We start from the raw sequence: 15,940 nt of genomic DNA, 5'->3' as shown, positions 1-15,940 counted from the left end.
TTTTAAAAACGAAGGGAAAGACTTGATGAATTTAAGAGAAGATATCCGTAATATCGCAATCATTGCACACGTTGACCACGGAAAAACGACACTAGTAGACGAACTGCTGAAGCAGTCCGGCATATTCCGGGAGAATGAGCATGTCGCCGAGCGCGCGATGGATTCCAATGATATTGAACGGGAACGTGGAATAACGATTCTCGCTAAAAATACAGCAATTGACTATAAAGATAAACGCATCAACATTCTTGATACTCCTGGCCACGCCGATTTCGGTGGCGAAGTTGAGAGGATCATGAAGATGGTTGATGGTGTAATCCTAGTTGTGGATGCCTATGAAGGTACTATGCCACAAACACGTTTCGTATTGAAGAAAGCATTGGATCAGGACCTTAAGCCACTTGTTGTTGTAAACAAGATTGATAAGGAAACGGCCCGCGCAGAAGCAGTCATCGATGAAGTGCTTGAGCTTTTCATTGAACTGGATGCAAACGACGAACAGCTCGAATTTCCAGTGGCGTATGCCTCCGCAATAAACGGTACGGCAAGTCTCGAGGTGGATAAGCAGGAAGAGAACATGCAGTCCATATTCGATATGATCTTGGAATATGTGCCAGCTCCTGTAGATAATAGCGACGAACCGCTACAGTTCCAGGTCGCACTCCTCGACTATAACGATTATGTCGGCAGAATCGGCATCGGACGGGTATTCCGAGGGAAAATCGAAGTTGGCCAGCAAGTGTCGCTCATGAAGAATGATGGCACGGTCAAAAATTTCCGCGTGACCAAATTGTTTGGTTTTTTTGGACTCCAGCGCCTCGAAATCGAGAGTGCCAAAGCAGGCGATCTGATAGCAGTCAGCGGCATGGAGGACATCAACGTCGGAGAGACTGTGACGCCGATTGACAATCAGGAGGCATTGCCTCTTCTGCATATCGACGAACCGACCTTGCAGATGACATTCTCAGTCAACAGCTCGCCATTCGCCGGCAAAGAAGGCAAGCATGTTACAGCGCGGAAGATAGAGGAAAGATTGGAGGAACAGCTCGAAACGGACGTCTCCCTGAAAGTTGAACCTACTGATCAACCGGATGCATGGACAGTTTCCGGCAGGGGCGAACTCCACTTATCCATCCTTATCGAAAACATGCGTCGTGAAGGGTTCGAACTTCAAGTCTCGAAACCGCAAGTCATCGTCAAAATGGTTGACGGTGTCAAATGTGAACCGTTTGAACGTGTCCAGATCGACGTGCCTGAAGAGTATACCGGAAGCATCATAGAATCACTCGGCCAACGGAAAGGTGAAATGGTGGACATGGTCAATACAGGCAATGGCCAAAGCCGTGTCACTTTCCTTGTACCAGCACGTGGTCTGATCGGATACCGTACGGAATTCATGTCCATGACACGTGGCTACGGCATCCTCAACCATACGTTCGAGGATTACCGTCCACTCATTAAAGGACGCATAGGCGGTAGACGTAATGGTGTTCTCGTATCCATCGATAAAGGAGCGGCTTCGACTTATTCCATCCTACAGCTGGAAAGCCGTGGCACCAACTTTATGGAACCAGGCACTGAAGTCTATGAAGGCATGATTGTCGGCGAAAACTCACGGGACAACGATTTGACTGTCAACATTACTAAAGTGAAAGCAGCGAACAATATACGTTCTGCTACAAAAGAGCAGACGACGACCATGAAAAAACCTAAAGTGATGACGCTGGAGGAAGCGCTCGAGTATATCAATGATGATGAGCTTGTGGAAGTGACCCCGGAATCCATCCGCCTCAGAAAAAGCATACTTGCCAAGAATGAGCGGGAAAAATCACAAAAACATGAAAAGATTAAACTTGAATCGGAGTGAATTTAATTGTATCTCCCTGATTTGATGAGTGTGAATGTTACAGAGCGCCTGACTTTCTTCGGCAGGTTATTCAGGTTGGATTCCAACCCTGAAAGTGGAATGTGGTACCTTTTCATCACCATCTTCATACTGTCGATCCTAGTGTATAATCTCGGTTTCGCACGTAAAGTCAAGGTGTGGCAAAATGCCATCATTTACGTCGTCATGTTTTTAGGATGCATCATATTGACCTTTTTCGGTGCATTCCTCCCCGTTGCAGAAAGTCTGATAGTCGCTACGGCCGTTTTGGCTTTATATCGCTTCAGATTGCACCAGGAACGGAAAGCTGGAAACATTAAAACTTCCGGCAAATAAAAATCAGCCTATCCATCTGGATAGGCTGATTTTTATTATTCAAAGGCGATGCCGGTAACATGCACGAGTTTTTCTTCCATATTACCATCCTTGATGACCAGCACATCGATCATGCCATCATCATAGATGCGCTTCCCATCTTGACTGAAATGGGCATAATATGTATCGCGCGCATTATAGGGAAGAGTAGTCGTCCCTTCGTCATGCGTGAACACAATCATTGCATCTTCGCCTTGATGGGGCTCGGTATATTCCAGGAAAGGCTTTAGGCAAATGATGAAAGTGCCTTCCAAGAGTTCTTTATTTTTGAACTTTTTCTCGGTTTTTAAAGTAGGCGGTTTAGTCGTGCCCTCAATAATCTGCCTGTTCCATTCTGTGTTGTCCGAAAAATTGATCTGCTCCTCTTCCGGTTCCTGAGCCAACACCTTTTCTAGTTCTTCCTTGCGGTCGTCGAATATCCAGGTGGATGGATCGAGTGTAATCTGGTAACGTACATTGCCCAATATTTGTATAATCATCTGCATTCTCTCCTTACTGCTTAATTATAGCAGAAATATATGTGTTGTTTAAGCCGTTTCAATCGTATCATACTCTTGTATTTACTTGCTTTTTTGGTGTTCCTGATATAAAATTTTATAGAGAGTTTATAGAAAGGGGTAATTTCGTGTCCACTAAAGATGAATTGAGCAGACAGGCTTATGAACAGCTGGAAAAAGATGCCGAAAAGATTGTCCAGCTGATCGAAGTGCAGATGGACAACTTGACAATGCCCCAATGCCCGGTCTATGAAGAAGTTCTGGACACACAGATGTTTGGATTATCAAAAGAAGTCCATTTCGCTGCAAGACTCGGCCTGATCGATCCCGAAGACGGACATGCTGTATTGGAGAAACTGGAAAAGGAAGTATCCAAAGTGCATGAAGCATATATGGAAAAGGAAAAATTCGAGTCTAAAGAAATATAATCTTTAGACTTTTTTAAATGAGGCGATAAATTGTCATACATAAAAGACTTCTTCGACTATGTAAAAGTATACTCCAAACACGTTGATTTCGTCATCGTGATCAGCTATATCCTGCTTAGCCTCATCGGTCTCACCATGGTCTACAGTGCGAGTATGGTGATTGCATCGAAAAGCGATATTACAGGCGGGAATCCTGAACATTATTATATCAGGCAACTGTTCTCCATAATTCTCGGTTTCATCGTGGTATTCATCATGACCTACTTCATGTCCGGGGAGTTTCTGCGCAATAAATACTTCCAGATTGCAGCAACGGGTGGTATTTTTGTCCTTCTGTTGTTTACGGCTTTCTTCGGTACAGAAGTTAACGGGGAAAGGAACTGGATCCGCTTAGCGGGCTTCAACTTCCAGACTTCGGAGTTTTTCAAGATAGTGACCATTTTATATCTGGCGTACATATACGATAGAAAGAAAGACCGCCTCAAGCAACTTGAAGCAGGTCATCTGGTACCTTTGTTGTTCATAGGTTTCTGTACCATGATGGTCATCTCGAACGATTTCGGCACTGGGCTCGTCATCACTGGCATCATCGCAGGGATATTCCTGTACTCCGGCATCTCGATCCGATTTCTCGCTAAAGCAGGTGGAGTGATCGCCATGGCGGCAGTAGCGATAGGCATCATCATCTTCATGATCAAGGGGAGTATCCTCTCACCACACCAGCAAGCCCGCATAGACACGTTCCTCCATCCATTTAATGATCCGACCGGGACGGGGTACCAATTGACGAATGCATTGGTATCCATATCCCATGGTGGTATTTTCGGCAATGGGCTGGGCAATGGTGTAATGAAGCTCGGCTATCTTCCAGAACCGCATACTGACTTCATATTTGCTGTTGTTGCAGAAGAATTGGGGCTGATCGGAGTGATATTCATCCTACTTCTGTACTTGGTCCTTGTATTGAAGGCATTATGGTATGCAGCAGTCTCAGAGGATATGTTCTATCGCCTCATCTGTGTAGGCGTCGCCATATACATCACTTTCCAGTTATTCGTCAACCTCGGCGGCATCTCAAAACTCATTCCTCTTACCGGTGTGCCTTTGCCGCTGCTCAGTTACGGGGGCTCGTCATTCCTCAGTATATCCATCGCAATCGGCCTGCTCATCATATCGGCTAAACATGTAAAAAAACAAAAGACGTTGACTAACCTTTAGACCAGAATTCATTTTCTGGTCTTTTTTGTCATTTATCAATTTTAGGGCAATAATGAATTAGATTGTATATTTTTTGAATATTTATTATAATTGAAATGATAACAGAGGAGGAATGTCATGAATAAAATCAACAAACTGATGGTTGCCAACAGGGGAGAAATCGCCATCCGTATCTTCCGTGCATGTACGGAGCTCGATATTACGACAGTAGCGATATACAGTAATGAGGATAAAGGGGCATTACATAGATACAAGGCCGACGAAGCATATCTTGTCGGCGAAGAGCTGTCGCCTACAGAGAGTTATCTGGATATTGAAGCCATCATAAAAGTGGCGAAAAAAGCAGAAGTGGATGCCATACATCCAGGCTATGGCTTCTTGAGTGAGAACATGACGTTCGCGAAGCGCTGTGAAGAAGAGGGCATCATATTTGTCGGACCAAAGCAGCGTCATTTGGATATGTTCGGCGATAAAGTCAAGGCACGCGCAACAGCAGTAGCTGCCGGACTCCCGATCATCCCCGGTTCAGACGGTGCAGTCCAGTCATTCGAAGAAGTCGAGCAGTTCATTGAAAAGCATGGGTTGCCTATCATCATCAAGGCCATTTCAGGTGGTGGCGGGAAAGGGATGCGTATTGTCGATGAAGGCGATGACGTCAGGGACAGTTACGACCGGGCCAAGAGTGAAGCATCCAAGTCCTTCGGCAATAGTGAAGTCTATCTTGAAAAGTATATCGCCACTCCGAAGCATATCGAAGTCCAAATCATTGGGGATGATGAGGGCAACGTCCTCCACCTCTATGAACGCGATTGTTCAGTCCAGCGCCGCCATCAGAAGGTTGTGGAAGTAGCACCGTCAGTCGGCCTGAGTGAAGAGATGCGTGCCAGAATCTGCGGGGCGGCAAAGGACATGGCTGAAAAAGTCGGTTACGTCAACGCCGGAACCATTGAATTCCTGGTGGCTGAAGACGATTTCCATTTCATTGAAGTGAACCCGCGTGTACAGGTTGAGCATACAATCACAGAAATGGTTACCGGCATCGACATTGTCAAAACACAAATCCAAATAGCCGACGGCAATACGCTGTTTGGGGAAACAATCAACCTGCCGCAGCAGGAAGATATTCCATTGATGGGATATGCTGTCCAGTGCCGGATTACCACTGAAGATCCATTGAATGATTTTATGCCTGACACAGGCCAGATCATGGCGTATCGTTCAAGCGGCGGGTTCGGCGTACGGCTGGATGCCGGAGATGGCTTCCAAGGGGCGGTCATCTCGCCTTACTACGATTCGCTTTTGGTCAAACTATCTACACATGGACTCACATATAAGGATGCCAACGAAAAGATGCTGCGCAGCTTAAAAGAAATGCGTATAAGGGGAATTAAGACCAATCTCCAGTTTCTGGCCAATGTCATCAGCAATGAGGATTTCCGGAAAGGAGATTATTCGACCAAATTCATCGATAACACACCTTCACTTTTCGAGTTCGAGAAGCCAAAGGATAGAGGAACCAAGACGCTTGAGTACATTTCGACAATCACGGTCAATGGATTCCCAGGGGTCGAACAACGCCAAAAGCCACATTTCGACCCCCCACGCATGCCAGGCTATGAACCGAAAATAGTAGAGGGAACAAAGCAGATACTGGATAATGAAGGGCCGGAAGGATTGGTGAAATGGTTGAAGGCACAAGAGGATGTGCTTTTGACGGACACCACAATGAGGGATGCGCATCAGTCATTGCTTACAACACGGATCCGCACTTATGACATGAAGAAGATTGCGCCCTATACGGCACATGATCTGAAAGATGCATTTTCCCTTGAAATGTGGGGAGGGGCCACCTTTGATGTTGCATATAACTTCCTTAAGGAAGATCCGTGGAGACGGCTTGAAACATTGCGTAGTGAAATACCGAATGTCCTATTCCAGATGCTCCTTCGCGCTTCCAATGCAGTGGGCTATAAAAACTATCCGGACAATGTCGTAGAGAAATTTATACAGGAAAGTGCAGAAGCAGGCATAGATGTTTTCCGCATATTCGATTCTCTGAACTGGATGGAAGCAATGAAGCATCCAATCGAATCCGTGCTCAAAAGCGGTAAGGTGGTGGAAGCGGCCATCTGCTATACAGGGGATATCCTAGATCCACAGCGTTCAGCCGTCTATACTCTGGACTACTACAAGAAGATGGCGCAAGAACTTGAGGCAGAAGGTGCGCATATACTTGCGATTAAAGATATGGCAGGACTTCTCAAGCCGCAAGCAGCCTACGAGCTTATTGGGGAATTGAAGGCGACGGTGGATCTTCCAATCCATCTGCATACCCACGATACGAGTGGGAATGGCATCCTTATGTATCACAAGGCGATTGAAGCGGGTGTGGATGTGGTCGATACGGCGCTTGGCTCATTAAGCGGCCTGACATCCCAGCCAAGTGCAAACAGCCTATATTATGCACAAAGCAATCAAAACAGGAAAGTCCGTGCAGATATAGAAGGTCTTGAACGCTTAAGCGAATACTGGGAGGATGTCAGGAAGTATTATGCCGATTTTGAAAGTGACATCAAAAGTCCAAATACTGAAATCTACAGACACGAAATGCCGGGAGGGCAATACTCAAACCTCTACAGCCAGGCGAAGTCGCTTGGACTTGGTGACCGCTATGGTGATGTCAAGAAGATGTACCAGAAGGTCAATATGCTGTTCGGCGACATCATCAAAGTGACCCCATCATCCAAAGTAGTGGGGGATATGGCGTTGTTCATGGTACAAAACGAACTCGATGAGGAAAGTGTCATCGAGCGTGGTCAGCATCTTGACTTCCCCGACTCAGTCGTCAGTTTCTTCAAAGGGGAAATCGGCAGACCTGAAACAGGGTTCAATGAAGCCTTGCAGAAAGTTGTGCTAAAAGGCACTGAACCATTGAGTGTACGGGCAGGTGAGGTGATGGAGCCCGTGGACTTCGATCAGCTACGTGAAGAAGTGGCTGAATTCTGCGACTACAAGATCACCGAGAAAGATGTATTGTCCTATGCACTCTATCCGAAAGTCTTCAAAGACTTCATTATGACCAACAACAAGTGGGGCAATGTTGAAGTGTTGGATACGCCAACCTTCCTGTTCGGAATGCGTAAGAATGAACAGCTTGAGATTGAAATAGATAAGGGCAAGACGCTGATTGTAAACTTATTATCGATCGGGCATGTGCACGAAGATGGTTACCGTTGGATGTATTTTGAATTGAACGGTTTCCCCCGCAAGGTCTATATAAATGATGAAAGTGTCGAATCGAAAGAAGCGAGACTCAAAAAAGCCGACCCTGCAAGCATAGGCGATATCGGAGCGCAGATGCCCGGTACCGTGAGTACGGTGAAGTATAGAGCAGGGGAAACATTCAAAAAAGGGGAGGTCATCATAATCACAGAAGCAATGAAGATGGAAAGCTCTGTAAAGGCCCCCTTCGACGGTAAAGTAACGGATGTATTCGTCGAAGCGGGTGATAAAGTAGCCTCGATGGATCTTATGATGACCGTGGAAAAAGCGTAAGGTGAAATTCTGGAACATATAAAAGGCGTGCCCTTCATCTCTTGATTTGTAGATGAAGGGCACGCCTTTTGTTTTACAATTTCTGTTTGCAACCACTATATTACCTGGAGCGGTACAGTAGAAGTATGAAGTAGCAGAGCAGTCCGAACAGCAGAGTGATGAATAGGGCATGCAATAGGGCGATGAAGATGTTCACCAGCGTGAATACGCTGAGCATGCCGGTGGTCGCCTGCAGTAGTACAAGGACGAATGCAATGATCCAGCCATACTTCAGGACTCTATAATTACTATAGTGATTAAGGACATGAAGCATGATGATGAAGATCCAGATGATGATGACCCCGGCCAAAACCCGGTGCCCCATCTGCACCCATTCGTAGAATGTATCAGCCCATAGCTTGCCGGGACTACAGTGCGGCCAGCTCAGGCAGGCAAGTGATGAGTCGGTATGCCTGACCAGGGCGCCGCTGTATACAACAAGGTAGATATAGATTGTCAGAAATATGGTGTGATATCTGAGATAAGGTCCAATGACCAGCGTTTGCGCCTCAAACTTCTGATCGACTTCGAACACGAGGAGCGTCAAGAGGAAGACCGAGGCAAAACTGATCAGTGAAATCCCGAAATGGGCTGCAAGTACGAAGTCATTCTGGCCCCACATCACAGCTGCAGCACCAAGGAGCGCTTGGATGATGATGAAGGCGATACTTAGGCCCACAAGGAATTTGGTTTCTTTTTTATGGGCCATCAGCTTAAGGGCCATAAAGCTCAGTACACCAACCAGTATGATCGCAATACCAGACACACCGCGGTGGGCCAGCTCTATAATCGTCTCGATCGGCCACTCGCTCGGGATGATGCGCCCGTGGCAAAGGGGCCAAGACTGGCCACAACCATCCGCGGAGCCTGTTTTGGTTACCAGAGCGCCGCCTATCTGAACGAACACCATCGCAAGCGTGGTGATGACAGCAAGTATTTTTAAGTTTTTATACAATGGTAACACCTCTATAGCTCTTATGCTGTTAGTAGTCACAAATATTCAATATATATGAAAGAACTTGTCTTCGCAATCATTAATATTTTTAATTGCTCTTAACAATTCTAGAATATATGGTAAAATCGATTATGTACAACAAACAACTATTCCCAGTATAAAACATATTCGGAATAAGAATGTGGCACATTGATGAACAATTTTTGAACAATATAAAATGTAACAATTTTATTTCAAAAATATATAGTAAATGTGTCATGTTTAATTTATCATTATTTATAATGTATCTGTGGTGAAAGGAGGCGTATGAATGCAAAATGATGTATATGGTAATGATGTGCATCATGGTAATAGGACGATGACCTATAAGGCGGTCAAAACTCTGGTCAAAGATGGTATAATCAAAGCGAATTTGATTCCGGCTTTTGCCGCAGGTTTTCTGGCTGTCATGTACTACAACCAGTCTTTCTTCTCGAATGTCCCGCTTCTGCTGCTGATGGTCGTAGCGACTGCTCTTGTAATAGGCGGTGTAGCTGCACTGAACAACTATTATGACAGGGACATAGACATGATCATGGAATCGAAGCAGTCCCGTCCGAGTGTAGATGGCACTTTCTCGGGTCGAGACATACTGTACATAGGATTTGGATCTTTCATCATTGGAGAGATACTTCTTTTCATGATCAACGCGACTGCTGGAACACTTGGATTGATCGCTGCTTTTGGATATGTAGTCGTCTATTCCATTTATGCGAAAAGGCATCTGGTGTCGAACACTGTCATCGGGTCGATACCCGGGGCGATGCCCCCACTCATCGGTTGGGCAGTAGTAGACCCTGGTCTGCACGTGCTCGCCTGGGCGATGTTCGTTGTCATGTTCCTCTGGCAACCTCCGCACTTCTATGCATTGGCTATCCGAAGAAGCGAGGAATACAGTAAAGCTAGTATACCGATGCTTCCTTCTGTGAAAGGAAACCGCCGGGCTAAGGCGTCAATCATCTTCTGGGTGGCACTGTTACTGTTCACGCCGCTCATGATGACGGAACTTGGGCTATGGTTCGTGATCCTTGCGACAGCACTGAACATCACCTGGTTAGTCATAACATTGAACAAGTTCCGCCCGGCCAAAGATGATTACCGCCATGCCGGCAGGGTCTTCATCTTCTCGCTGAATTACATCATCATTTTTTTCGTAATGATCATTGTTGCCGGCCTATTAGGGAATTTTTAAAAGCTCAAGTATGAAAGAGAGGTCTATTTAAATGAAAAATCGTTGGATGAGTGCCAAATGGATTGGTCTTATCGTTTTCCTGGCCGCCTTTGCTTCCGGGTGCGGGAAGAATAATCTCAGTACGCTGAGGCCAGCCGGTGAAGTTGGACAAGAACAATTCTATTTGATGGTGTTGTCTATAGCCATCATGCTACTCGTTGTAGTATCAGTCATAATTCTATTTACTTTCGCAGTGATGAAAAGTCGCAGAAGTAAATTAGGTGAAGACCACAAACCAAAAGATGTGGCTGGTAACCACGTATATGAAGTGATCTGGACTTCCATCCCGATCCTGCTCATCATCATCCTTGCAGTACCAACAGTCTACCTGGTCTTCAAACAAGGTGATGTCCGCGGCATGGAAAATGAAGATGGAGGAATCAATACAGAAGAGACAATCGTCAATGTCACCGCCAATCAGTACTGGTGGGAATTTGAATATCCCAACGAGGAAGTCGTAACAAGCCAAGAGCTTGTGGTACCTACCGACAGGAGAGTTTACTTCAACCTTAAGGGAGGCGACGTTAAACACTCATTCTGGGTACCGGCTGCCGGTGGTAAGCTGGATACGAACGTAGATGGAATCAACAGCTTCTATCTGGTGTTCGATGATGACAGTGCCGAAGAGTCCAACCGTCTCTTCTACGGAAAATGTGCGGAACTTTGCGGACCATCCCACGCGTTGATGGACTTTAAGGTAAAGGCATTGCCGGAAGAAGAATATGATCAATGGCTCGCTGACATGAAGGCTGTTGAGGAACCGGCCCAAGCATCGACGGACGATGCGGCTGAAGGCCAGGAAATCTTCAACAACTCATGTATCGGCTGTCACGCAGTAACACCGCAGGGCGCGGGTGCTGTAGGGCCTAACTTGGCGAACTTCGGAGACCGCGATCTCATCGCAGGCTTCCTTGAACATAACGAAGAGAACCTTGTCGACTGGATCAAAGATCCGGAATCCTTCAAACCAGGAAACAAGATGACGGATCAGTATGATCTGTCAGATGAAGAAATCGATAAGGTAGCGTCTTATCTGATGGAACTGAAAGTTGAAGAAGGTTCCGGAGATGTTGAATCTCTGAGGGAAAAACCTGAAGAAGATTCAGAAGAGGGAGGTAACTAGTAATGGCAACTACTGCTAAAAAGAAAGGCTTCGGTTCCGTAATCTGGGAATATATGACTACGGTCGACCATAAGAAAATCGCAATACTTTATTTGATTGCTGGTGGCTTCTTCTTCGTACTTGGCGGTATTGAAGCAATGCTGATACGTATTCAGCTCGCAGTACCGAACAACGACTTCCTATCTGGAGGATTGTTCAACGAAGTCATCACAATGCATGGTACCACCATGATATTCCTGGCTGCCATGCCACTTTTATTCGCATTTATGAACGCTACTGTACCTTTGCAGATAGGAGCGCGCGACGTCGCGTTCCCATTCCTTAACTCGCTCGGTGTATGGCTGTTCATATTGGGTGGTATATTCATCAACCTATCATGGTTCCTTGGTGGTGCGCCGGATGCTGGTTGGACAAGCTACGCATCCCTATCCATCGACTCGCCGGGACACGGTATCGATTTCTACGCCGTTGGACTGCAGATTACAGGTGCCGGAACGCTGATATCCGGTATCAACTTCGTAACGACAATCATCAATATGAGGGCACCGGGTATGACATATATGAGGATGCCGTTGATGACATGGACGACATTAGTTGCATCAGTCCTGATCGTCTTTGCATTCCCACCGCTCACAATCGGTTTGTTCCTGCTCATATTTGACCGTATGTTCGGCTCCAGCTTCTTCCTGGTGGAGACGGGTGGTAATACGATAATCTGGGAGCATCTATTCTGGATCTTCGGACACCCTGAAGTTTATATCCTGATTCTTCCTGCGTTCGGGATATTCTCAGAAGTGTTTTCCACATTCTCCCGGAAAAGGCTGTTTGGGTACTCAGCAATGGTGTTCTCTACGGTACTTATCGGATTCTTCGGATTCATGGTATGGGCGCACCACATGTTTACAGTAGGTCTCGGACCGACTGCAAACGCCATATTTGCTCTTGCTACGATGGCGATCGCTGTCCCTACCGGTGTCAAGATATTCAACTGGATATTGACTGTGTGGGGCGGTAGCATTGAATTTACGACACCAATGCTCTACGCACTTGCATTCATTCCATCCTTCGTCATGGGCGGTGTCACAGGTGTTATGCAGGGTGCTGCACCAGCAGACTATCAGTACCACGATTCATACTTCATCGTTGCGCACTTCCACTACGTTATCGTCGGTGGTGTGGTATTCGGACTGCTTGCAGGGCTCCATTATTACTGGCCTCTGATGTTCAGTACGATGCTCAGTGAGAAACTTGGGAAAATCACCTTCGTACTTTTCGTTGCTGGTTTCCACGTAACATTCCTGATCCAGCACTTCCTCGGTCTTTGGGGAATGCCAAGACGTGTATTCACCTACCTTGACGGGCAAGGATATAACACGGCGAACATGATTTCCACGATAGGTGCTTTCATGATGGCATTAGCAGTTATCATACTTGTCATCAATATCATCATCACAGTAGCGAAAAACAAACAAGTCGGACGCGATCCGTGGGGCGACGGCCGTTCACTCGAATGGTCACTTCCAATACCTGTGCCTTACTACAACTTTGCACAGATCCCACTTGTCCGTGGAATGGATGCTTTCTGGATCGAAAAAGAAGCGAACGATGGCAAGATGATGCCGGCAGAGTCACTGGATGACTTCCATATGCCTAACAATTCAATCCTGCCATTCATCATATCGCTTGGACTCTTCATAGCTGGTTTCGGAGCGCTTTACTTCGCTTCCGGTAAAGAATGGGCAGTCTCTGCAGTATCCGATCTACCGCAGCATCCTTGGGCAGTTTGGGTACTCATCATCGGACTTGCGATCACTGCTGGCGCTATGATTACACGTTCACTTAAGGATGATCTTGGTTATTATGTCACTAAGGAAGAAGTATTAAGAGATCTTGAAGAAGAAGAAAGGGGTGCGAAATAATGGCTCACATGGAATATAATGTACCCAGTGAAAGATGGCCTGTCCATCCGGAAACTGCGACGCTTGAAGGCAAGAACAAGTTTGTCGGATTCTGGATTTTCCTAGCAGGTGAGACTGCGCTGTTCGCATCTCTCTTTGCAACCTACCTTGCATTGAAAGATTCAGTTCCAGGAGATGACCATCTTCTGGCTGCTGAACTCTTCGCTTTGCCGCTTGCTTTCGTCATGACAATGTTCCTCCTGACTTCATCGCTTACAAGCGTGTATGCGGTCTACCATATGCGGAACAATAACTTTAAGCAGATGCAGTTGTGGCTTGTTGTTACTGTATTGCTCGGACTTGGTTTCCTATCTTTGGAAATCTACGAGTTCGTAGAGTATGTACATCTTGGACATACATTCAGAACTAGTGCGTTCGGTAGCGCCTTCTACTTCCTGCTTGGCACGCATGGTTTCCACGTAGCGATCGGATTGGTCTGGATTACTGGCCTCATCCTCCGCAACGCCAAGCGTGGCCTATCAGTCTATACGGCGGCTAAAGTCAATACAGCTGCACTTTACTGGCACTTTATCGACGTTGTGTGGGTATTCATCTTCACAATAGTTTACTTGCTGGGAGTGATGTAATATGGCAGAAATCAAACAGGAACCTATGTCCAAGTCGAAGCTTGAGTATTTGCGCACTCAACGTACAAAAGAGATGCGTCAGCAGATGGTCTCTTTCGGCATGATGATCTTCCTGACCTTTGTTGCATTCGGAATGGTGGCAATGGATCTTGATTCGAGATTTGTCATCCCGGTCGTGTTGTTCATGGCTGTAGTACAAGTCATTCTTCAATTCTACTACTTCATGCACATGAAAGATAAAGGTCACGAGTTCGCTAAACTATTCATCATGACAGGTATGTACTTCGGCATTGCATTCGTTGTAACATTCCTATATATCACTTGGATTGGAAGCCCAATCTAAATAATGAAGGCCGGCATATATGCCGGCCTTTATTTTGTCATTATATTGTCATGCACCCACCTTGCCTTAAGTCAAAGCGGAACTTATAATTAACAGTAAGTGATTTTAAAAAAAGGGATGATCCTAAATGGACAATTTATCATCTATATCTATATTCGGTTTCGTTGCCAACTGGAGTCCGTACTATTTTAGTTTCGTGGTATTTATGACTGTCGTCTATTTTCTGTTGACAAGAAAGTGGTACAGTAATTTTGAAGGCGGACGCCCATCCACCAACAGGGAGGCAGCGACGTTCGGCATCGCCATGGTGCTGCTCTACACGATGTATGGCTCACCAGTCGATATTCTAAGCCATATACTATTCAGTTTCCATATGCTGCAGATGGCGTTCGTATTCCTACTTATAGCTCCGCTCCTATATTTCGGTGTGCCTGCTTATCTTTGGGCATATTTCGTCAGCCTGCCGGGCTTCAGGCAGTTTTTTGCAATTGCCAGGAAGCCCCTTATACCGCTGATCTTATTCACTGGGGTTTTCTCAGTATACCATTTGCCGGTCGTCCTTGATTTCCTGAAGCAGGAAGTAATCCTGCATGCCGCATTCAACGTGCTACTGTTCATGTTGGCTCTGCTGATGTTCTATCCGGTGTTCAACAAGGTGGAACCTGAGGAGAAGCATATGGGCGGTTTGTTTAAACTTCTTTATATATTCGGCATCGGGGCGTTGTTGACTCCTGCGTGTGGGCTGATCATATTTGCTGAGAATGCAGTGTATTCAACATATACCGATGGTGACGCATGGCTCTCTGCCATGGAATTATGTGTACCTTCAGGTGTGTTGGATGGATTGAAGGGGCAAGGACTCATTTCTGGACCCGAGTACTTCACAGATGCTTCACCGCGGATGGATCAGCAGACAGGTGGAGTGATAATGAAAGTGCTCCAGGAAGTCTTCTTCGGTTTCATGCTAGGTCACCTATTCTTCAATTGGTATAGGAATGAGCGTAAAGACGAAGACGAAGTAACGCGTCGTTCGATGGAAGAGGCCCGTCTGCAAAAAGAACTTTTCAATCAATACAGATAATAGAGTTAGGAGCGTCTTATTGTGCACATATTACCTACACTAAGCACATTCTTCATCATCTTAAGCGCCATCTTCATGGCTGTGGGGATAAGTAGAGTCAAAAAGGGTGAAGTGGAGGCCCACCAGAAAATGATGACTTTGGCAGCAACGAGTGCATTGCTGTTTTTCATCATCTACGCTTCAAGGACAGCCTTTATAGGGAATACAGCTTTTGGCGGTCCTGATGCGCTGGTGCCTTATTATACGGCTTTCCTCATCTTCCATATTACTTTGGCCACAGGTGGTGGTCTGCTAGGTGGCATACAAGTCTACTTAGGTTACAAAAACAAATTGTCGAAGCATAGGAAGCTTGCTCCGTGGGCATCTACCATCTGGTTTGCAACAGCCATCACGGGAACTATGGTATACATTCTGCTATATATCCTGTATCCGGGTGGAGAAACGACTTCACTGATCAAGGCAATTCTGCAGGGATAATAAAAAAGACTGGAAGCATTATTTTGATTTGACCCCCTCCAGGTTTACAGATGAAATAAAACATCTGTAAACCTGGAGGGGGTTCTTTTATGACTGACAAATATTATTCATTTGAAGAAAAGCTGAAAATGATTCAGGAATTGAGGGTA

General features: G+C 45.9%; 14 protein-coding genes. 12 read left to right on the top strand and 2 right to left on the bottom strand.

Annotated features, from left to right (window positions below; genetic code table 11):
• Positions 1-22 precede the first annotated feature (22 nt).
• Both typA and ABD734_RS02515 read left to right on the top strand, forming a co-directional pair.
• On the top strand, positions 23-1,867 hold the full coding sequence (typA, locus tag ABD734_RS02520; RefSeq protein WP_344701090.1) for a translational GTPase TypA: 1,845 nt from the start codon (positions 23-25) through the stop codon (positions 1,865-1,867).
• Between the two features lie 24 nt (positions 1,868-1,891).
• On the top strand, positions 1,892-2,221 hold the full coding sequence (locus ABD734_RS02515; protein ID WP_344701493.1) for a YlaH-like family protein: 330 nt from the start codon (positions 1,892-1,894) through the stop codon (positions 2,219-2,221).
• 35 nt (positions 2,222-2,256) lie between these two features.
• Here the strand turns inward: ABD734_RS02515 and ABD734_RS02510 are convergent, their stop codons facing one another.
• Entirely contained in the window at positions 2,257-2,739 is a 483-nt protein-coding gene (locus ABD734_RS02510; protein WP_344701088.1) for a hypothetical protein, read from the bottom strand.
• A 146-nt stretch (positions 2,740-2,885) separates the two neighbouring features.
• On the opposite strand from ABD734_RS02510, the gene ABD734_RS02505 reads away from it, so the two are divergent.
• From ABD734_RS02505 to ABD734_RS02495, 3 genes are all read left to right on the top strand, one after another.
• Entirely contained in the window at positions 2,886-3,185 is a 300-nt protein-coding gene (locus tag ABD734_RS02505; protein WP_344701086.1) for an Fpa/YlaN family protein, read from the top strand.
• A 30-nt stretch (positions 3,186-3,215) separates the two neighbouring features.
• Entirely contained in the window at positions 3,216-4,403 is a 1,188-nt protein-coding gene (locus tag ABD734_RS02500) for an FtsW/RodA/SpoVE family cell cycle protein (RefSeq protein WP_344701085.1), read from the top strand.
• 117 nt (positions 4,404-4,520) lie between these two features.
• On the top strand, positions 4,521-7,958 hold the full coding sequence (locus ABD734_RS02495; RefSeq protein ID WP_344701083.1) for a pyruvate carboxylase: 3,438 nt from the start codon (positions 4,521-4,523) through the stop codon (positions 7,956-7,958).
• 100 nt (positions 7,959-8,058) lie between these two features.
• Here the strand turns inward: ABD734_RS02495 and ABD734_RS02490 are convergent, their stop codons facing one another.
• Positions 8,059-8,952, bottom strand: a complete 894-nt coding sequence (locus ABD734_RS02490; RefSeq protein ID WP_344701081.1) for a COX15/CtaA family protein — start codon at positions 8,950-8,952, stop codon at positions 8,059-8,061.
• 310 nt (positions 8,953-9,262) lie between these two features.
• Between ABD734_RS02490 and cyoE the strand changes: the two genes are divergently transcribed.
• The 7 genes from cyoE (at position 9,263) to ABD734_RS02455 (ending at position 15,791) form a co-directional block, all read left to right on the top strand.
• Positions 9,263-10,183 (top strand): heme o synthase, encoded by a 921-nt coding sequence (gene cyoE, locus ABD734_RS02485; RefSeq protein ID WP_344701079.1) that lies wholly within the window; start codon positions 9,263-9,265, stop codon positions 10,181-10,183.
• Between the two features lie 31 nt (positions 10,184-10,214).
• On the top strand, positions 10,215-11,345 hold the full coding sequence (gene coxB / locus ABD734_RS02480) for a cytochrome c oxidase subunit II (RefSeq protein ID WP_344701077.1): 1,131 nt from the start codon (positions 10,215-10,217) through the stop codon (positions 11,343-11,345).
• Between the two features lie 2 nt (positions 11,346-11,347).
• On the top strand, positions 11,348-13,264 hold the full coding sequence (locus ABD734_RS02475; RefSeq protein WP_344701075.1) for a cytochrome c oxidase subunit I: 1,917 nt from the start codon (positions 11,348-11,350) through the stop codon (positions 13,262-13,264).
• Positions 13,264-13,890: a cytochrome (ubi)quinol oxidase subunit III gene (locus ABD734_RS02470; RefSeq protein WP_344701073.1), complete on the top strand. Its 627-nt coding sequence runs from the start codon at positions 13,264-13,266 to the stop codon at positions 13,888-13,890. Before ABD734_RS02475 ends, ABD734_RS02470 begins: the two co-directional genes overlap by 1 nt.
• 1 nt (position 13,891) lies before the next feature.
• Positions 13,892-14,233, top strand: a complete 342-nt coding sequence (locus tag ABD734_RS02465; RefSeq protein ID WP_344701071.1) for a cytochrome C oxidase subunit IV family protein — start codon at positions 13,892-13,894, stop codon at positions 14,231-14,233.
• Positions 14,234-14,360: 127 nt separating this feature from the next.
• The gene (ctaG, locus tag ABD734_RS02460) at positions 14,361-15,314 is read left to right on the top strand and encodes a cytochrome c oxidase assembly factor CtaG (RefSeq protein WP_344701069.1); all 954 of its coding nucleotides are present in this window, start codon (positions 14,361-14,363) and stop codon (positions 15,312-15,314) included.
• 21 nt (positions 15,315-15,335) lie between these two features.
• The gene (locus ABD734_RS02455; protein ID WP_344701067.1) at positions 15,336-15,791 is read left to right on the top strand and encodes a DUF420 domain-containing protein; all 456 of its coding nucleotides are present in this window, start codon (positions 15,336-15,338) and stop codon (positions 15,789-15,791) included.
• Positions 15,792-15,940: the final 149 nt, after the last annotated feature.

The sequence above is a fragment of the Salinicoccus jeotgali genome (genome assembly GCF_039538805.1).
Lineage (GTDB): Bacteria > Bacillota > Bacilli > Staphylococcales > Salinicoccaceae > Salinicoccus > Salinicoccus jeotgali.
Note: the sequence above shows the minus strand (reverse complement) of the source record. Positions and strands in the feature narration are given on the sequence as shown.